This is a genomic window from Tardiphaga robiniae (assembly GCF_001618955.1).
Classification (GTDB): Bacteria; Pseudomonadota; Alphaproteobacteria; order Rhizobiales; family Xanthobacteraceae; genus Tardiphaga; species Tardiphaga robiniae_A.
Map to the genome: position 1 here is coordinate 924,219 of NZ_LVYV01000001.1, position 18,975 is coordinate 943,193.

12 protein-coding genes are annotated in these 18,975 nt (G+C 59.9%); 7 read left to right on the forward strand and 5 right to left on the reverse strand.

Annotation, left to right across the window (positions count from 1 at the left end):
- Positions 1-3: 3 nt before the first annotated feature.
- Positions 4-744: an ABC transporter ATP-binding protein gene (locus A4A58_RS04380; RefSeq protein ID WP_068730091.1), complete on the reverse strand. Its 741-nt coding sequence runs from the start codon at positions 742-744 to the stop codon at positions 4-6.
- On the opposite strand from A4A58_RS04380, the gene A4A58_RS04385 reads away from it, so the two are divergent.
- The 6 genes from A4A58_RS04385 (at position 743) to sucD (ending at position 6,929) form a co-directional block, all read left to right on the forward strand.
- Positions 743-1,450 carry an arylesterase gene (locus A4A58_RS04385; RefSeq protein ID WP_081421692.1) on the forward strand — a complete coding sequence of 236 codons (708 nt, stop codon included), beginning with the start codon at positions 743-745 and terminating at the stop codon, positions 1,448-1,450. The two genes, A4A58_RS04380 and A4A58_RS04385, sit on opposite strands and share 2 nt — an antisense overlap.
- A 227-nt stretch (positions 1,451-1,677) precedes the next feature.
- Positions 1,678-2,214, forward strand: coding sequence for an RNA 2',3'-cyclic phosphodiesterase (thpR, locus tag A4A58_RS04390; protein ID WP_068730092.1), 537 nt, complete (start codon positions 1,678-1,680; stop codon positions 2,212-2,214).
- Positions 2,215-2,279: 65 nt separating this feature from the next.
- Positions 2,280-3,464: a cell division protein ZapE gene (gene zapE, locus A4A58_RS04395; RefSeq protein ID WP_068730093.1), complete on the forward strand. Its 1,185-nt coding sequence runs from the start codon at positions 2,280-2,282 to the stop codon at positions 3,462-3,464.
- Positions 3,465-3,671: 207 nt separating this feature from the next.
- Positions 3,672-4,637, forward strand: coding sequence for a malate dehydrogenase (gene mdh / locus A4A58_RS04400; protein ID WP_068730094.1), 966 nt, complete (start codon positions 3,672-3,674; stop codon positions 4,635-4,637).
- 206 nt (positions 4,638-4,843) lie between these two features.
- Positions 4,844-6,040: an ADP-forming succinate--CoA ligase subunit beta gene (gene sucC / locus A4A58_RS04405; protein WP_068730096.1), complete on the forward strand. Its 1,197-nt coding sequence runs from the start codon at positions 4,844-4,846 to the stop codon at positions 6,038-6,040.
- A gap of 4 nt (positions 6,041-6,044) precedes the next feature.
- A complete protein-coding gene (gene sucD / locus A4A58_RS04410) occupies positions 6,045-6,929 on the forward strand; it encodes a succinate--CoA ligase subunit alpha (RefSeq protein WP_068730098.1) in 885 nt (294 codons plus the stop codon).
- Between the two features lie 75 nt (positions 6,930-7,004).
- Here sucD and A4A58_RS04415 read toward each other — a convergent pair whose 3' ends face one another.
- Positions 7,005-7,703, reverse strand: coding sequence for a hypothetical protein (locus A4A58_RS04415; protein WP_068730100.1), 699 nt, complete (start codon positions 7,701-7,703; stop codon positions 7,005-7,007).
- Between the two features lie 369 nt (positions 7,704-8,072).
- Here A4A58_RS04415 and A4A58_RS04420 point away from each other — a divergent pair, with 369 nt between their 5' ends.
- Positions 8,073-11,474, forward strand: a complete 3,402-nt coding sequence (locus A4A58_RS04420; RefSeq protein WP_068730102.1) for a hypothetical protein — start codon at positions 8,073-8,075, stop codon at positions 11,472-11,474.
- A gap of 470 nt (positions 11,475-11,944) precedes the next feature.
- Here A4A58_RS04420 and A4A58_RS04425 read toward each other — a convergent pair whose 3' ends face one another.
- The 3 genes from A4A58_RS04425 to A4A58_RS04435 all read right to left on the reverse strand — a co-directional run bounded on the left by A4A58_RS04425 (position 11,945) and on the right by A4A58_RS04435 (position 18,544).
- Positions 11,945-13,366, reverse strand: coding sequence for a hypothetical protein (locus tag A4A58_RS04425; protein WP_068730104.1), 1,422 nt, complete (start codon positions 13,364-13,366; stop codon positions 11,945-11,947).
- 199 nt (positions 13,367-13,565) lie between these two features.
- On the reverse strand, positions 13,566-16,970 hold the full coding sequence (locus A4A58_RS04430) for an autotransporter outer membrane beta-barrel domain-containing protein (protein ID WP_068730106.1): 3,405 nt from the start codon (positions 16,968-16,970) through the stop codon (positions 13,566-13,568).
- 776 nt (positions 16,971-17,746) lie between these two features.
- Positions 17,747-18,544, reverse strand: a complete 798-nt coding sequence (locus tag A4A58_RS04435; RefSeq protein ID WP_068730108.1) for a helix-turn-helix transcriptional regulator — start codon at positions 18,542-18,544, stop codon at positions 17,747-17,749.
- Positions 18,545-18,975 lie beyond the last annotated feature (431 nt).

Here is an 18,975-nt window from a genome sequence, read left to right on the forward strand (position 1 = left end):
GGATCAGGCCGTCTCGACCCAGTTGCGCTCGGTGGCGGGACCATCGATCCGGCCGGAACGCAATCGCACCACGCGGTCGCATCGCTGCGCCAGCGTATTGTCGTGGGTCACCAGCACCAGCGTCATGCCGCGCTGGGCGTGCTGCGCGAACAGGAGATCGACGATCTGGCCGCCGGTGGATTCGTCGAGATTGCCGGTCGGCTCGTCGGCGACCAGGATCGCGGGATCCGGCGCCAATGCGCGCGCCAGCGCGACGCGCTGCTGTTCGCCACCAGAAAGCTGGGTCGGATAGTGATGCAGACGGGCGCCGAGACCGACCGCTTCCAGCTCGCGCGCCGCACGGCCGGCCGGATCGGGATGACCCGCCAGCTCCAGCGGTACCGCGACATTCTCCAGCGCCGTCATGGTCGGGATCAGGTGAAAGGACTGGAAGACGATACCGACATGACGGCCACGAAACCGCGCCAATCCGTCCTCATCGAGATCATTGAAAGAGGTGCCGTTGACCACCACCTGACCAGAGTCAGGACGCTCCAGCCCCGCCATCACCATCAGCAGCGTGGACTTGCCGGAGCCCGACGGGCCGATCAGCCCGATCGCTTCCCCCGATCCGACGCGCAGGCTGATATCCTTGAGGATGTGCACGCGCGCGGCACCGGTGCCGAGCGAGAGGTTGATGTTCGAGATTGAAATGGTGTCCGGCGAAACGCCGGCCGATGATGAGGCTTCAATGAAAGTATCCATGCGAGCTTCATATGGCACTTCGTTTGCGGCGGTCGAGGGGCTGCTGCGCACGTTTATGTGGCTTCTCGCGACAGGTCTGATGGTCACACTCCCGATCCCCACCGCCACGGCACAGACGGCTGCCGCCGGCGCGGCCAAACCAGTCAAACTGGTGGTGCTGGGCGATTCCCTGAGCGCCGGTTACGGGCTGCCCGCCGCGGCCGCGTTTCCGGTCCGGCTACAAAAGGCCCTGAAGGACAAGGGGATAGAGGTCGAGATGATCAATGCCGGCGTGTCCGGGGATACCACCTCGGGTGGCCTCGGCCGGCTCGACTGGTCGATCCCAGAGGGAACGCAGGGCGTGATCGTCGAACTCGGCGCCAACGACGCGCTGCGCGGCACTGATCCGAAGGTCCCGCGTGCGGCACTCACCGAGATATTGACGCGGCTGAAGGCCCGCAACATCGCCGTGCTTCTCTGCGGCATGGTGGCACCGCCGAACTACGGCGCCGACTATGCGGAAAAGTTCAATTCGATCTATCCGGATCTCGCCAAGCAATTTGGCGTGCCGCTCTATTCGTTCTTTCTCGAAGGCGTCGCCGGTGACAGTAAGCTCAACCAGGCCGACGCGATGCATCCGACAGCAGAGGGCGTGGACATCGTCGTGAAAAACATCCTGCCCAGCGTCGAGGCATTTGTCGGCACGATCGCTGGGCAACGCAGTTGAGAAACAGGCAGCCTCAACCTTAATGACGGTTTTTCACGGAACCTTCATGCACCGGGCGCGGCATCTGCTTCGCAGAGTCACAGAAGTCGGGTAAAAAAAGACATCGGTGATTCGTCACCGGCTCGTTTGTTCGGGCATGATTTTCGCCGAGGGGTGCGGGCGTGCGTAAGCACACCGTAGTCAGCACCTTTCGGCGAAAATCGCGCCCCGGCAAAGAGGAGCTGACTATGCCGCGTTTGTTCGCCGGACTGGAGATACCAGCCGAGATCGGCCAGACATTGGCCAATTTGCGTGGCGGCCTGCCAGGCGCACGCTGGATCGATCCCGAAAATTATCATGTCACGCTTCGCTTCATCGGCGACATCGATGGCGTTTCCGCCAACGAAATCGCCGATCTGATGTCACGCGTGGAGCGCAGGCCTTTCGAGGTCGCGGTCCGCGGCCTGTCGAGCTTCGGTGGCAAGAAGCCCCGCGCTGTCGTCGCGGCGGTAGAGCCGAGCCGTCCATTGATCGAGCTGCAATCCGAACTCGAGCGTCTGGTGCGCCGCTGCGGGCTTGAGCCCGAGGGCCGCAAATTCACGCCGCATGTCACGCTGGCCCGACTGCGCGATTCCTGCGACCGCGACGTCGCCGACTATCTTTCGGTGCGCGGCTACTTCCCGACAAAGATCTTCACCGCCTCGCGCTTCGTGCTGTTCTCGTCGCGGGCATCCACGGGCGGCGGCCCTTATCTGGTTGAGGATTCCTACGCGCTCAGCGCATGAGCGCATATCCGCTTCGACCAATTCGCATCTTGCATTTTCCGGGCGCATGGGGCCGTTAGGGCCCCATGTCGTCCAGCCCTCCGCAATCCTTCCGCGAACAATATCAAGCCCTCGTAGCCTCCGGCGCTATCGAGGCTGACGCGGCGCAGGCCGGCGCCGTCGAGGCCATTGCGGCCCTCGATGCGACGCTGTCCACCTACAGGCCACCACGCAAGCAGGGCTTCTTCGGACGCCTGTTTGGCGACAAGGATGGGCAACCCCCACGCGGTCTTTACGTCCATGGCGAGGTCGGCCGCGGCAAGACCATGCTGATGGACCTGTTCTTCGAAGCCAGCGCGGTCACGCACAAGCGTCGCGCTCATTTCCATGAGTTCATGGCCGACACCCATGAGCGCATCTATAATTTTCGCCAGAAAATCGCGAGCGGCGAGCTCCCCGACGGCGATGTCATCGCGCTGACGGCGAATTCGATCTTCGACGAAGCCTGGCTCCTCTGCTTCGACGAATTTCACGTCACCGACATCGCCGATGCGATGATCCTCGGCCGGCTGTTCGCGCGGCTGTTCGAACTCGGCACCGTCGTCTTCGCGACGTCCAATGTCGAACCCGTCAATCTCTACAAAGGCGGCCTCAACCGTGCGCTGTTTTTGCCGTTCATCAAGCAGATCGAAGATCACATGGAGGTGCGCAAACTGGATTCGCGCACCGACTACCGATTAGAGAAACTGGCCGGCGTAAAGAGCTGGCTGGTGCCGGACGATGATGCAGCAAAGGCCGCGCTCGACAAGGCTTGGGCAAGGCTCACGGGCGGCGCACCGGCAAAGTCGCGTGATATCTCGATCAAGGGCCGCACGCTGCGTGTTCCCCTGGAAGCGCAGGGCGTGGCCCGGTTTTCATTTGGCGACCTCTGCGAGAAGCCGCTTGGCGCATCAGACTATCTGAAACTGGCGCACGATTATCACACGCTCTTCATCGAACATATTCCGATGATGGACTACGGCGACCGCAACGCCGCCAAGCGCTTCATCGCTCTCATCGACACGCTCTATGACAATGCCGTGAAGCTGATGGCCTCAGCCGCCGGCGAACCGCACGCGCTGTATCAGGCCAGCGAAGGTTTCGAGGCAATGGAATTCGCGCGGACCGCGTCGCGGCTGTTCGAGATGAGTTCAGAAACATATCTGGCCCTGCCCCATGGCCGCAGCGATTCCACGGCGTCGGGCGCCACCACGGGCTTGGTCGAAACCTGACGCGCGCGATCAGATCGATATCAAAGCGGAATCGGTACTTTCGCGAGCGATTCCAATTTCCGGTTTGCTCATAATAATTTGCATTGCAGGCCGGCGCTCGACAATTGGGCAGGCCCCGACTTGAACGGTGTCCGCGAAAGGGATAACCAGCCTGTCAGCATTTCCTGCTCCCTCCCTCCCCCTTCGGGCTTAAAGGATAAATTTCCCATGGCGCGTAACAAAATCGCATTGATTGGTTCTGGTCAGATCGGCGGAACGCTCGCTCACCTCGTTGGCCTGAAAGAACTCGGCGACGTCGTGATGTTCGACATTGCGGAAGGCGTGCCGCAGGGCAAATCGCTCGATCTCGCGCAGTCCTCGCCGGTTGACGGCTTCGACTCCAAGCTGACCGGCGCCAACTCCTATGAGGCGATCGAAGGTTCGGACGTCATCATCGTCACCGCCGGCGTGCCGCGTAAACCGGGTATGAGCCGCGACGATTTGCTCTCGATCAACCTTAAGGTGATGGAGCAGGTTGGCGCAGGCATCAAGAAGTACGCCCCGAATGCCTTCGTGATCTGCATTACCAACCCGCTCGATGCGATGGTCTGGGCGCTGCAGAAGGCCTGCGGCCTGCCCGCAAACAAGGTCGTCGGCATGGCGGGCGTGCTGGACTCCGCGCGCTTTAGGTACTTTCTGGCCGATGAATTCAACGTCTCGGTCGAGGACGTCACCGCTTTCGTGCTCGGCGGCCACGGCGACACCATGGTTCCGCTGGTCAAGTATTCGACCGTTGCCGGCATCCCGCTGCCGGATCTGGTGAAAATGGGCTGGACCTCGCAGGCCCGCATCGATGAGATCGTCGACCGCACCCGCAATGGCGGCGCCGAGATCGTCAACCTGCTCAAGACCGGTTCGGCCTTCTACGCCCCGGCCGCCTCGGCCATCGCGATGGCCGAGAGCTACCTCAAGGACAAGAAGCGCGTTCTGCCCTGCGCCGTGCACCTGAACGGCGAATACGGCGTCAAGGACATGTATGTCGGCGTTCCCGTCGTGATCGGTGCCAAGGGCGTCGAGCGCATCGTCGAGATCGAACTCCTCGGCAAGGACAAGGAAGGCTTCGACAAGTCGGTGGCTTCGGTGGTCGGCCTGATGGACGCCTGCAAGAAGATCGCACCCGACCTGCTCGGCTAAGATCAAGACCACTTCACCGGCACCCTCTGGGTGCCGGTTTTGCATTTGACGACGTTGGCAAACACTGCAACGAACCCCTCAGCCAATTCGTCCGTCACGCGGAATTTCCGTCGGCTTTGACATGCAGCATGCTTGGTATACGGTATGCCAGTTCAAAGAAAACGACGTGAATTCCAAGTTCACCATCCGGGGTTCGGGAGCAACTTATGAATATCCATGAATATCAGGCGAAGGCCGTGCTGAAGGAATTCGGCGTGCCCGTTTCCAAGGGCGTGCCAATTCTCAAGGCCGAGGAAGCTGAAGCTGCCGCCAAGCAGCTCGGCGGTCCGTTGTGGGTGGTGAAGAGCCAGATCCACGCCGGCGGCCGCGGCAAGGGCAAGTTCAAGGAAGCATCGGCCGGCGAGAAGGGCGGCGTCCGCCTGTCCAAGTCGATCGACGAGACCAAGCAGTTCGTCAAGGAAATGCTCGGCGCGACGCTCGTGACCGAACAGACCGGCCCGGCCGGCAAGCAGGTCAACCGGATCTATCTGGAAGACGGCTCGGACATCGAGAAGGAGTTCTACCTCTCCCTCCTCGTCGACCGTGAAACCTCGCGCGTTGCTTTCGTGGTCTCCACCGAAGGCGGCATGAACATCGAGGAAGTCGCGCACAACACCCCTGAGAAGATCGTCACCTTCTCGGTCGATCCGGCCACCGGCGTGATGGGACACCACGGCCGCACCGTCGCGCAGGCACTGGGTCTCAAGGGCGATCTCGCCAAGCAGGCCGAGAAGCTGATCACCCAGCTCTATACCGCGTTCATCGCCAAGGACATGGACATGCTGGAGATCAATCCGCTGATCATCTCCAAGCAGGGCGAGCTGAAGTGCCTCGACGCCAAGATGTCGTTCGACTCGAACGCGCTCTACCGTCATCCCGAGATCGTCGCGCTGCGTGACACCACGGAAGAAGACGCCAAGGAAATCGAAGCGTCGAAATATGACCTCGCTTACATTGCCCTCGATGGCACCATCGGCTGCATGGTCAACGGCGCCGGCCTCGCAATGGCCACGCTGGACATCATCAAGCTGTACGGCGAGAGCCCGGCGAATTTCCTGGACGTCGGTGGCGGTGCCACCGAAGAGAAGGTGACCGCAGCGTTCAAGATCATCACTTCCGATCCGAACGTGAAGGGCATCCTCGTCAACATCTTCGGCGGCATCATGAAGTGCGACATCATCGCCGCCGGCGTCGTCGCCGCGGTGAAGGCTGTCGGCCTCAAGGTGCCACTGGTTGTCCGCCTCGAAGGTACCAATGTCGAGGAAGGCAAGAAGATCATTCGTGAATCCGGCCTGAACGTGCTGCCCGCCGACGACCTCGACGACGCCGCGCAGAAGATCGTCAACGCCGTGAAGGGAAAGTAAGCCGATGTCAGTTCTCATCGACAAGAATACCAAGGTGATGTGCCAGGGCTTCACCGGCAAGAACGGCACCTTCCACTCCGAACAGGCGATCATCTACGGGACCAAGATGGTCGGCGGCACCTCGCCCGGCAAAGGCGGCTCCAAGCACCTCGACCTGCCGGTGTTCGACACCGTGGCCGAGTGCCGCGACAAAACGGGCGCCGATGCGTCGGTGATCTACGTGCCGCCGCCGGGCGCCGCCGACGCGATCTGCGAAGCGATCGATGCGGAAATTCCGCTGATCGTTTGCATCACCGAAGGCATCCCGGTGCTCGACATGGTGCGCGTCAAGCGTTCGCTGTCCGGCTCCAAGTCGCGCCTCATCGGGCCGAACTGCCCGGGCGTCGTCACCGCCGGTGAATCGAAGATCGGCATCATGCCGGCCAACATCTTCAAGCCCGGCAGCGTCGGCATCCTGTCGCGCTCCGGCACCCTGACCTATGAAGCCGTGTTCCAGACCACCCAGGCTGGCCTCGGCCAGAGCTCGGCGGTCGGCATCGGCGGCGATCCGGTCAAGGGCACCGAGTTCATCGACATCCTCGAGATGTTCCTGGCCGACCCCAAGACCACCTCGATCATCATGATCGGCGAAATCGGCGGTTCGGCGGAAGAAGACGCGGCGCAGTTCATCAAGGACGAAGCCAAGCGCGGCCGCAAGAAGCCGATGGTCGGCTTCATCGGCGGCGTTACCGCACCTCCCGGCCGCCGCATGGGCCATGCCGGCGCCATCGTCTCGGGCGGCAAGGGCGACGCACAGTCGAAGATCGCAGCCATGGAAGCGGCCGGCATCCGTGTCTCGCCATCTCCGGCGCGCCTCGGCACCACGCTGGTGGATGTGCTGAAGGGTTAAGCCAAGCTCGGCAGAGTTGAGAATAAGAAAGGCCCGCTCGTGAGAGCGGGCCTTTTGTTTTACGCGCCAACGTCTTCAAAAATCTTCCTCGCTCGTATACGGCCACTTCACCAAGATAGGACGCCCATCCTCCCAGAGCTTGTAGACTGTGCCTTCCCACATCACGAGCACCACCCGGAACTTGTCCTTCGCGGGTGCGGTGCCGTTCTGAAGGACCGGGAGGCCCTCATCCACATATGCACCATAGCAACCTAGGTTGACGTAGATCGCTAGGCCAACTTCCGGCGGATAATTTTTTGCGATCTTTTTTGTAACCACTCGGTCAAGTGCGGCCGGAATGGCCTCAAATCGCGCCCTCCACTGTTCGACTGGATCAGGTTCCAGACCAAAGCTGTCTTGCTCATCCCCGCGTCGCCGGCCGTCCCTGTCAGCCTCGGTCGCCTCAAATTGCTGTATCACCTCGTCGGTTTGTATCTCGAAGTCCGGTCGCTCAGTAGGCGCCAACCGAACGAGGTCCGACGAAAGGGCCGTTGCAAAGCGACCTGCAATCCAAGCGTCCCTCAAGAAGGCGAGCCCCGCTTGACCAAAGAAGACTGATCGCGAGAGGGGACGCAGGATTTCGTCTACCCGTCCACGAAATGCGTCGACTCCGTTCCAATTCGAAAGTTCGGCTCTCCAACTATCGAGCGTTGCTTTGGGAATACGGCTCTTCAGCGACACGAGATCATCGATAGGATGCCGCTGATATTCGAACTGGCACGTCTTTCCAACCATACCGCTCCAGCGCAGCTGTGATGTATCGAAGTAGTCTTTCCATCTGTAAGGGATGGAAGCTTTCCTGCCGACACCGTTCGTCCAGGAGACTACGCAACCACCTTCCCTCCAATCGGTCATTTGAGAGCGTGAAGTCGGACAACCAAACAGCTTTGGTTTGTATGATCGAAATAAAAGTGCTGTTGCTACAGTGGTGGTAAAGCATCCAAGCTAGCTTTCCAGTCGATCTGCACCGTGGGAGCGCCACCTCTTAGAATAGCCCACTGCGAATCGATTCGCATGCCAGCGTGACACACCGATTTTCCGATAGCAGCCGGAAGAACCGCCGATAGCCCACAATCCACAGCCTCAGAATGGTCGGAAACCCTCATGGACGAACCCATCAAGACTTTCGATCTTTCGCCTGAGCAGCAAAATACGACGATATTAATCCAACGCCTGCTCGGTAAACGTATAGCCGATCGCTATGTTGATTTCTGCCGCTTGGCGGCTGGCTCTTTTGCGCTCCGCGTATCGAGCCCAATGGCCGCCCATGCATTGCGCGAATTGGAATCGATCCTCCGGCAGACGCTCGAAGTTCCTATGGACCTGGTGGTCACACCGTCACCCGAACAGACGAGACGAATTGAGGAAGTGAAGAAGCAACTCAAGGCGGCTGGATTCAGCGACGACGCGGTTCATCGCGCCGCCAATCAGCTGCGTCCGCGACTCAGTCATAAGGAGGAAATTGAAAAAATCGTAACTCGCCTTGGCCTAGCACCGGATGGCGACATTGCGCGGGCCTGGAAATCCATCTCGCAAATTCACGGCCAAGCTCATGGCGCCCGCGCCCTTCATCAGTCGTTTGCCGTTGACGATGACTTCCGAGTTAACTGGCAAGCCCCTTTCGATACCGCCATCCGCGGCCTCATGATCGCGCTTCAGGGAAATTACGCGGCGTTTATGCGACGGATCGATCAATTAGTCGCGGTGCAAGATCGCGGCGCAGCCGTAACAAGCTTCTCAAAGGAAATTCCGGGAGCGCTGCCATTGCTCTGGCATTTCTTCAACAAGCTGGAAACTCCCGATTGGTTACCGCATCTCGCAAAGCGCAGACTACTTGTTGCCCCCTTATCGCAGGCCGATGAGGCAGGCGACGACGGGATATATCTGCGCCAATGGCCCGCGGGCCGCTATCTTCTGCGTATGGCCAAATCGCACGATGCGAGCACGCTGACGCTGGTCGTCGCGGCGCTTCGTGATATTGCGGCGTCCACCCACCCTGACGTTCAGCAGATGGGAATGGAAATCTTGGCGTCCTTGCCGCCGGCCGATGCCGCGCCGCTTGTCGATCTTGCCGATCAATGGCTTACCCCCGACGCACGCTTCATCATGGCGCAGGCCCCACACGATCTGATCAAGAGCCTCGCCCAGGGAAATGAAGGCGATGCCGCTCTCCAAGTGACACGTTCCGTGTTCAAGGTCTTCGAGGAGAACGAAAAGCTGACTACGTTGTTCAGCCGACACATGTACGAACATCACTTGCCCGATGCCGTGAAGGCGATTGCTCCAGTTTGCAAGATCGGCGCGGTCTGTTTGATCAGCGATCTACTCAATCAGGCGGTATATCTAAGTGGCAAAGTGAAAGACGATCCGCCACATGACTACACTTACTATCTTTCGGGCAACATTTCCGAGCACGGCATAAAGCACGACGTAATTGAATCGCTTGTTGGCGAGCTTGTCAGGTCGTCTAAACTCCTCATCGAGGCTGATCCTACTTGCACACGAAGTGTCGTATTGGCGATACGAAAGTATTCGCCAAAGATTTTCATTCGGATCGGACTACACGTACTGTCCCTGAATCCAAGTGGCGCCCCAGACCTGGCACAAGCTTGGCTAACTGATCGCGACCTCCTTGAAGGAACATGGTGCCTAACTGAATATGGTGCACTTGCGCGAGCTTGGTTCCCGTCCTTACCTAAGTCAATTCAGCTAGAAATCTTGGCTTGCGTGGACAGAGCCCCGGATCAATATCGCGGCCGCTTCAAGGAACTCTTCGAACAACGCGAGAAGAGGCCTCCCACGCCTCAAGAGGAGCAGAGCCGCGACGAAACCTTAGTGCGCGATTTACTGTGGCATTGGCGGGAAGCTCTGCCCACAGAACGGCGCGAGAGCATTGAAAGGCTCGGCGACCCTGAGGCATGGCGCCAACGCTTATACGAGGCTCCGAAGAGTCCTCAGGAAACACCAGAACTATCGACCGCACCGATCGACGAGATCGTTGCCTTCTTGGAGACGTGGCGACCCTCCTCTAGCGAGCAACGAGAGACGATAACCGCCCTTGCGCAGGACCTTCGCAATGCGGCGATGGTCAGAGCAGATTTATACTCCGCAAACGCTATTCGCTTTGCTCCGCTTCCGCCCATCTATGTACGCGCAATCCTCGAAGGGCTCTCAAATGCTTCAAACAACAATAATGATTTGGATTGGGCCGGCGCGCTTGAGCTCGTTGAAGCCGTAGCCCGGCCGGTTTATAAGCACGCGCCTAGCAGTATAGAGGGAGATGATCCTGACTGGTCATGGTCGCAGAAGGCTGCGATCGGATTGCTCGCTTCCGGCCTCCGTAGAGGAGCCCACGCAATACCGTTTGTGCAGGCTGACCTTGTGCAACAACTCGTTCTCGAACTGTATCGCTCCGCCCCGCGCCAACCAGACACGGATAACTTCGAAGAGAGCTATAGCAGTTTTCCCCACTTTGGGGCGCAGGCAACACGGAGGGGCGCCGCGGTTGAGCTTGCCATACTTCTCATTTTCTGGCGCAGCAAAGATGAAGACAACGAACTCGGAAAGAGGCCCCGCGAGGCCCTTCAAAAGCTGTCCAACGTCCGTCAACTCTTCGAAGCGGAACTAGCTGATCGCACTTCGTCCGGTCGCATCCCTCGCGCTATCATGGGGCGATACCTCAACTGGCTCGCATTTTTTGGGGAGTCCTGGCTACGCCAGCATATGCCGGTTCTTTTTCCCGACAATGACATACCTTTACGCGACGCCACCTGGCTTGCGCACCTCAGCGCGGACAGCGGCCCAATGAGTGGGTTCGCTTCGGCTATGCGGGCTTGTTATGTGGATGAGATCAAGAGGCTTGGGCAGGATAATGTTGCTCGGGACAAGCAGCATGTCGATGATCGTCTCGCCGAATATCTGGTTATTCTCTATATTAAGTCGGCGTTTCCAGATGATGTATTTGAGCAATTTTGGGATAGCGCGCCGGCAGGACCGCGTCAGCATGCAATTTGGTTTCTAGGCGTTCAACTTGAGCTACGACCTGATCAGCTTCCCGACGACCTGCGTGCTCGCGCCCGGTCCTACTGGGAACGCCGGCTAGCGGCAGCGAAAGCCTCACAAGCGCCTGATAGGTTTCGTGATGAAATCGGCGCAATTGGGCAGCTATTCTTTCGAAAAGGCATTTCTGACGAATGGCTGATGGATCAGGTGCTCTCGATGTCGCACGCAGGCTTTGCGCCTAGCGAGCCGTATAGCGTATTGGACCGATTAGCGCTGGCATCTTCCAAGTTTCCAGATCGCGCCGCCGAAACTCTTACGGCCTTGGTAAAGAATCAACGCTTCGACCGCCGGGTCTATATGAGCCAATCCGCTGGGATGCGCTCTATATTTACGAATGGTTTTGCGACCGGATCGCCAGCAACTGCAGCGGCCGTCACTGAGGCTATTAACTATCTTGCGACCTTAGGCGACACCGGTTATCTCGACCTTCTGCCCGGGCCATGAAGGCGCTCGGGTCATTTACGTCCTTTGCTGCGCGGCCAAAAGACACCTGCGCGAGCCGCCTGCCGTAGACACCAACTAGCTATTTTTAAGAGTCCATTGGACTTGACGTTTCAACGTCGCATGGCTTCCACATTCACAGCTCACGTCCGATCCATCACGCGCCTTGCTCTGCACAATCTCCCGCTTCGTACCGCAGCCTCGCAATCTCGGCTGCTGGAATGCTGCACAAAGAAATAGCTGTCAGCGAAGCTGAGAGCGGGGCCCTCTCCTAAGGATAGCTGACAGGCATCGTCACGACTCCGGCATATGAGCAACGAGCATCCAGCTAGAATTATAGGTGTCCTCATTCGAGGTGAGCTGGCAAACAACGTCTCACCCCGTGGCCCACTTGCCAGGGCAGTGGCGCTCGTATCTCGTTAAACCCGCCGCCGACTCATCTAAACTGAGACCATACCTTAAGATGCATGGCCTCAGCCTCCTCTCAATTGCGGACTTTTGTAGAAACAGGCCTTCATCAGGACGTTGTCCCTTCCGCGAAAGAACACCCACCCGTCGGAAGCGACAAATGGGGTCCCGCCGATTTGGGTGGTGACCTTAAGGTCCGCCTCGCTCGACCCGTCGGTCATCATGCACATGAGGTTGCCGTTCAGCCCTTCATAGTACACCAAATTGTCGAATACGACGGGGGGCGCGGCACTATACGCTCCGCCAGGGTTTTCTCCCACCGTTCCAGCCTGGTTGGTCTTCATGACAGCGCCATTTTTACCCCAGTACCAAACCCAACCGTTGCCATCAACAAGCGGGGTTGCGTCGCCCCCGGTCCCCAGCGGTCCCATACGGTCGCCTATTTCATTACTAGCCGACCCGTCAGTTTTCATCCGCATCAAGGCGCCGTTCAGTCCTAGAAAGTAGACCCAATCGCCAAAGACGACCGGATGCGAGGAAATAAAGGTTCCGCCCGGGTTTCCCCCGTCTGTTCCAGCTTGGTTGCTCCACATCAAGGCACCGCTTTTTCCCCAGTACCACACCCGCCCGTTGCTATCGACGGATGGGGCCCAACCCTGGCCGGTGTCGATTTGGAGACTGATATGTCCTCCGATGTCGCTTGAGACGGACCCGTCGGTCTTCATCCGCATCAAGACGCCGTTCAGTCCCAGGAAGTAGACCCAATCACCAAAGACGACCGGGTTTGAGCTGACGTAGTGCCCCCCGATGTGTTCCGCCGCCTTGGTCCCTTCGCGGCTGATCCTCATCAGGGCATTGTTCGGATCCTGAAACCAAATCCAACCGTCGGTGGTAACGAATGGAGTCGAGATCGTGCGGGCGTCGTGACCGACTTCATACGCGAGGTCCATTGGACTCACGCCCTTTGCCTGAAGCTCTTTGAATTCCTTATCGCTCACTTCACGGAGCTTGAGTTCCTTCCCCTTTGTTTCACCGGATATTACAGCGCCCTTGTTGATTTTTATTTCGCCTTCAACGACGTATTTGTGCTGACGTCGGAGTTCGATGCCCGTAACTGCGTATGGCGAGTTCACAAAATCCTTGACAGCGAAGCCTAGTACACCGACCGGGATCGAACCGAATGCAACAGCAAGCGACGTATACGTCAACATGAGCGTGAGCGAAGCTCCGGCAGTTGGGAGTGCGAGTACTAATCCAGCTACCGCGAGTACCGTGCCAACCGTGAAAAAGCCAATACCCATTGAGTCGGATGTAATGTAAGAGCTTGCGCCTAACCCCCACTTCACACTGAGAGTGACGACACCCTTTGCGTCCAGGACCACGTATTGTCCGGGCGGAATCACGTTGCGCCAATTGTAGTTGAAGACGGCACTGATCCCCGCATTGATCGGCGCATTAGATAAATTGATGACCGTGACGTCGCCCATTTTCCGCGCCCTTCCGAATGACAATATTTCAATAATATTTTTTTGGCGAAGCCTATCTGAATGTCTCGCTACCGCACTCTATCTCTTCCTCCTGATGACGCAGCACGTTGGGCATTGGATCATTCGGGCGCATCGCCACCCTAGCCGTGGCCTGCTGCGAAAGCGCTCGGCCTCCACGAGTTCTACGGCGCTCAGCACCTCACCACGCATACCGCACCACGCCCTTGCCGGCGTAGCTGCGCGTGACATCCGAGAACTCGCCTTCGAAGGTGCCGGCGACGGCCCAACCGTTCGTCCACTTCATCTCCGCGGATGCGGTCGTCAACGCAGCATCGCGCGCCTGCGCCGCGCCGTTCACGACGAAGCTCGCACCGGGCAGCGTCTGGAACGTCGCCGAAGCGAAACGGTCGCTATTGAAATCGTGCGCCCATGCGACGCGGCCGCGCAGCGTCAAGATCGCGTCCGTCACGGCAAACGACTTGTCGGTGCGGAAGCCGAGTTCGGTGCGGGTGCTGGTCACCGTCTTGCCAGCATAGGCCAGTGCGAAGGTGTTGGCGCCGCCGCCGGCCGTCTCTGCATAGGACGGCAAATCGAGCGCTGTGACCTGCGCCGCCGCATAAGGCGTGAGGCCGACGCCGCCTAGCGAGGACAACAGGTAGCGATTGCCGCCTTCGATGCGACCCGAATAGCTGTTGGCATTGAACTGCGCGCGCAGCCGATCACCGCCGACGACACGATCGGTGGTGATATCCTGCCAGCCATAGGCCGCCGCTGCTGTGATGTAAGCTGATCCGACCATGTGGCGGACGAACGCACCCGCCTGAAACAGGTCGCTGCGGCCCGAGCCGCCGTTGGCCACCGAGAAGTTGGTGCCGCCGCCAGCCAGCGAGAAGCCCGCCAGCGTATTGGGCGAGAACCAGTAATCGGCGCCGACCGCAACGCCGCCGATGCTCGACCGGGTATCATTCGAGCCGACGACCGTATTGCCGTCGGTGTTGCGCGAGCCGCCGAAGGCCGCCGCCCACACGTTCCAGCGTTCCTGAAACGCAGGTGCTATTGGCGGAGCTTTGCGATAGATCGCGGCCAGCGCATCGCTCGAAGAGCGCTTCGCAGCGTAGGTTAGCGTTTCGTCGGCATAGCCCACGGCGCCAGCTTGCGGCGTGCCGCGACCTGCGGTGAACGGATCGGTCATGACGCCCATAAACTGGGTCATGGCATCGAAGGTGGTCTGTTGGGCGCCGGTGGCTGTCTCACCGGATGCCTGCGTCAGTCTAGTTAGCAGCTCGTTGCCGGACAGGTTGAACAGCCCGTTGAAGCCTGCAGGCAGCACCGCGCCACCGATCAAGGCATTGTCGATCGCTGCGGCGATGTTCTTCTGGTTGATGCTGGCATTGCCGGGCAAGATCGGGCTGAGCAGGCCGGGATCGAGCGTCAGAAACACGTCGTTGCCGACATAGCTCAGCCGCGCATTGCGGGCGAAATTGTTGGCCACAGCCGCGGTGTCGAAGGTGCCACTGAGCGTACCCGCATTGAGGATCGTATAGGTCGTGGTCTGGCCGAGGCGTGTCAGCGGATCGACCGTCACCTTGCCGGCCAGGGTCGCGGTGCCGGTGACGTTGGTCCTGTCCGACGTGGTGCCGGAGACCTGCACCAGATAGGTCGATGCCGCCGTCATCGTCAAGCTGCCGCTGACGGTGAGCGTGCCGATCGAATTGCCGGGCGCCAGCGTGCCGCCATTGATCGCCGTGGTGCCGACGACGCCGGTGCCGCCCAGCGTGCCGCCGGCATTCACCGTCAGGCTGGCTGCCGAGGTGATGTCGCCATTGACGCTGAGCGTGCCACCACTGACGTTCACCGGTCCCGCGAACGTGCTGGTGCCGGTCAGCGTCCAGTTCGACGCGTCGACCTTGTTGAAGGTGCCAAAGCCGGAATATTGCGCGGTGTCGCCGACTAGCGAGACATCGAATGTGCCGGCGCCGGTGCCGCCGAGCTGCAAGATGTCGGCGACACCCGGCACGTAACCCAGAGCGATCTGAAACGGGCTGGCGCCGCCAATCACCTGGCCCACGATGACCGACGTCGGCCCCAGCGTCAGCGTCATGGGATCGCTGATCGGTGTAAAGTGTGCGAAGTGTATCGCAGCCGTTTGACCGCTGATGATGCCAGCATTGAACAGCGTGAAGCCGGCTTTGCTCTGCACGGAGACGCCAACTCCGCCCGCTCCCGTTCCTGTGACGCTCGCGCCGTTGCCGATCGTCAGCGAGCCGCTGCCTGTGTCGATGCCGATGCCTCCTTCGCCGCTGATAATGGCTCCGGCGCCGATCGTGGCCGTGGTGATGCCACCCGGCGCCTGGAGGACGAGTCCTCCTCCTATTGCGGCGCTGACAACGGTTCCGGCGCCGATTATGGCCGTGGTGTTGCCGGTGATCGTATGGGCAAAAATAGCGTCAACGATTGCGCTGATGGAAGCTCCATCGCCGACCACGAGATTTACATTGCCGAATGGCGAACCGACATCGATGGCGTTCTGGAAGCTGCCGCTGAGCGTCAAGCCGTTGGCAACAGTCACGGTGGCAGTCCCAGTTCCGCTGGAAGCCCGCACAGCCGCGTTGTTGGTCGATGTGACGTTCCCCAGGACGTTCACCGTGGCCGTTCCCAAATCGGCGATCGCATAGAGGCCCGCCCCGCCGGCGGTGTTGTTGACGGCGCCGTTCCAGGCAATCAGCGCATTGCCGGGGCCGTTGCCGGCCACCCACGCCTTGATGGTGCCGGCACCGTCGGCACTCGTCACGCTGCCGGACCCCGTCACCGTGGCGTTTCCGTCGAAGGTCGACGCAAACAGGGCGGCGTCTGCCGATGTAATGGGTCCGTTGTAGGTGATGATCGCGTTGCCCACGCCGACGGTCGTGGCGCTGATGCCGGCGGTTGTGGACGTGACGCTGCCGGATCCAGTGATGAAGACGTCGCCGCCGCTGGACTGTCCGAAGATGGTACCGTTCACGGTGGCGTTGGAATTGATCTGGATCTTGCCGTTGCCTGTCGTCAGCGCCGCGAGGCCTCCGGTGCCGATCGCCGCAGTATTGAGAATGTCGATCGTGCCAGTGGTGCCTTGCGCATTGACCGCGTTCGTCGCGGCATTGCCGACATAGCTGATGTCCCCGAAATCGTTGCTGAGGGTCACGATCTGGGGGATGCCGAAGATCGTGTCGCTGTGGGTGAAGGTCAGGCTGCCGGGAGCGGTCACTGTCACGCTGGCGGGGCCGGTGTCGATCTGCGCGCCCGGATTGACGGTGACGACCGTTGTGCCGGCAAAACTCGTGATCAGCATGCCGCCGGTCGCCGGGTTGGCCGCATCGCAGGTCACGCTGCCGGTGTTCTCGCCGACACAGGCCGCGAGCGCCTCCGATGGCACGACCGTCACGGCCAGCGACGCCAGCAGCGCGGTTGAACCAAGCCAGGTGACGGGGCGAATAGTTTTTGATGCGGCGGACGCGGCCCGGGGGCTCGACCTTTCGCCGTAAGACTCGGGGCAATTGGCTGCGTGCTTCCCGGTAAGCAATAGCGCCGTCCGCAGCAACGTCTTCGAACCGAGCTTGACCTTCATAACTTAACTCCAAAGCGCCAAGCGCATTTGCTTTCGACAAGAAGTCCCGTCAGTCGCCTCGAAAGACCGGCGGCGAGACGGCTAACCCAGCTTTACGAATAGCCAGAGAACGCAGCGCCACAGAGCTGAACCCGCAGACGAACGCGCATAAGGGCATTCCGGTACGTCAATGACGTTAGTGGACCGTCATTTCAGCGTTAGTATTTCTCGTGTGGGAGTGGATTCGTGCAAGTTGCCTAACGACGGGGCCAGGAGACGTTGACGTTGGGCATTGGATCATTCCGGCGCATCGCCACCCTGGCCGCGGCCTGCTGCGAAAATTGCGCGTGCAGTCAGAACAGACATAACAAGACGACGAAAGCGCCGGCAGGCCTTCCCTTCTCGTTGCGGTCTCCTCCGGGCCTTTCAAGCTGGCGCGCGCCCGTTCCTGTGCGCATCGCATATCTCCCATATCGTTACGGTGAGAGGACCTCTCAGCCCCCGTGCAATATCGCGCCACTTGATGCGCCTGAAAACCACCTAAATAGGTGGTTCGCTGCCGCCTATGAATACTCGCTCAAGTCCTCGACCTGCAAACGTCCTTAGATGACATGCAACGTGCAGCAGCAGTTCGATGGTCCGACGGATCAGAGAAGGGACGACAGCTCAACTTTGACTTTGAACCCTTCATCCGCTTGTAGGTGTTCGACGACCCAATCGAAGAACGTCCCGACGCGAAGACTGACTTCTTCGGGCGGGTGGTAGTACACGTCAACGGCCTGCGGCTTTGGCACCGGTCATCGAAGCTTGCCGAGCCACAGCGCCGCGAGCGCCGCGCGGTTGCGCACGCCGAATTTGGCGTAGATGGACTTCACGTGAAAGTGGGTGGTGTTAGGACTCTGATCAAGCTTCTGCGCGATCTGCCTTTCCATCTGCCCGTCGAGGAGCGCGAGCAATACCCTGCGTTCCGCCGGGGTTAGCGGTGCGTCGGCGATGAGCAGACCGTGGCCGAGCAGTTGTTGTCGGTGGAACCATCTCAAGCCACGCATCACAAAGCCCAGATGCTCGCCGTCCTGGGCCGAGAAGCGGCGCGACTGCGCATCGCGGAAGACGAACAGGCGAATTCTCACATCATCATTGAGTGCAATGCGCACTGAGATGCTGTCGGCGTGGCCGACGTCCAGATAGTGTCGCTGATAGTGCTCGCCCTCGAACCACTCCGGCGGCAGCGCGTCGAACAGCAGGCGGACCCGGAACGGCTCGTCTCCCGATGCGGAGAGTATCTGGGAAAGGTCGAGCTTGGTCGACCACAGCGCATCGAACTGCTGCTGTACAGATGCTGCCACTGCGGGTTTCGGGTCCAGCAGTCGGACGAGGCGAGGACGCCAGCCCAGCAGGGGATCGTCACGTTTGGGCGTAGGCAGGCGCACGACCACGGACCATAGGACATTGCTCGCCGATAGCATCGTAGCCAATGCACCTAGCAGGTGTGTCAATGCGGCATCGCTGTCGCCGGCAGAGTATTCGGCCAGATGATCCCAGAGAGCGTAGACGTTCTGAAGCTGCAGATCGGTGGAGTTGGTGGTTGGCTTCATGTCCGATTACCCAAAAGCGTGCAGCTCATAAACCATCGCGCGTACATAAAGGACATTGGACCACCTTTCTAGGTAGTACCCAAGTCCATGGATGAGCGTTATTGCGGCGGCGGGCTGCGCCGGACACATCGGACGAGGAGCGGCGCGAGCCGCCGTCCCGCCATTGGGACAAGGAGGCCTTCATGCGAGCTCGCTCGACCGACATCGTCGCAAGCGCTTTCCTTAGAGCGTTTCCGAAGGCATCACTGCGCACATTATTTCTTCGGCAGATCGGGCTGCTCCTTGGCGCCGTCCTGCTGGTATGGCTGCTGTCGCTAGCGGATGGATTGGACCTCAGTGTCGGGCTTTTCTAGTGTGAGGATCGCAAATGACAATGTGTTGCAGTCGTCCAAAACGGTCGGTGACCTCGCCGATCATCTCGTGCAGCCACG

What these genes read in the sequence shown, in the direction of transcription:
- A4A58_RS04430 (WP_068730106.1), bottom strand. Translation starts at nt 16,970, where the DNA reads ATGAAGGTCAAGCTCGGTTCGAAGACGTTGCTGCGGACGGCGCTATTG.
- A4A58_RS04425 (WP_068730104.1), bottom strand. Translation starts at nt 13,366, where the DNA reads ATGGGCGACGTCACGGTCATCAATTTATCTAATGCGCCGATCAATGCG.
- sucD (WP_068730098.1), top strand. Translation starts at nt 6,045, where the DNA reads ATGTCAGTTCTCATCGACAAGAATACCAAGGTGATGTGCCAGGGCTTC.
- mdh (WP_068730094.1), top strand. Translation starts at nt 3,672, where the DNA reads ATGGCGCGTAACAAAATCGCATTGATTGGTTCTGGTCAGATCGGCGGA.
- A4A58_RS04435 (WP_068730108.1), bottom strand. Translation starts at nt 18,544, where the DNA reads ATGAAGCCAACCACCAACTCCACCGATCTGCAGCTTCAGAACGTCTAC.
- A4A58_RS04385 (WP_081421692.1), top strand. Translation starts at nt 743, where the DNA reads ATGCGAGCTTCATATGGCACTTCGTTTGCGGCGGTCGAGGGGCTGCTG.
- A4A58_RS04380 (WP_068730091.1), bottom strand. Translation starts at nt 744, where the DNA reads ATGGATACTTTCATTGAAGCCTCATCATCGGCCGGCGTTTCGCCGGAC.
- A4A58_RS04415 (WP_068730100.1), bottom strand. Translation starts at nt 7,703, where the DNA reads ATGGTTGGAAAGACGTGCCAGTTCGAATATCAGCGGCATCCTATCGAT.
- zapE (WP_068730093.1), top strand. Translation starts at nt 2,280, where the DNA reads ATGTCGTCCAGCCCTCCGCAATCCTTCCGCGAACAATATCAAGCCCTC.
- thpR (WP_068730092.1), top strand. Translation starts at nt 1,678, where the DNA reads ATGCCGCGTTTGTTCGCCGGACTGGAGATACCAGCCGAGATCGGCCAG.
- sucC (WP_068730096.1), top strand. Translation starts at nt 4,844, where the DNA reads ATGAATATCCATGAATATCAGGCGAAGGCCGTGCTGAAGGAATTCGGC.
- A4A58_RS04420 (WP_068730102.1), top strand. Translation starts at nt 8,073, where the DNA reads ATGGACGAACCCATCAAGACTTTCGATCTTTCGCCTGAGCAGCAAAAT.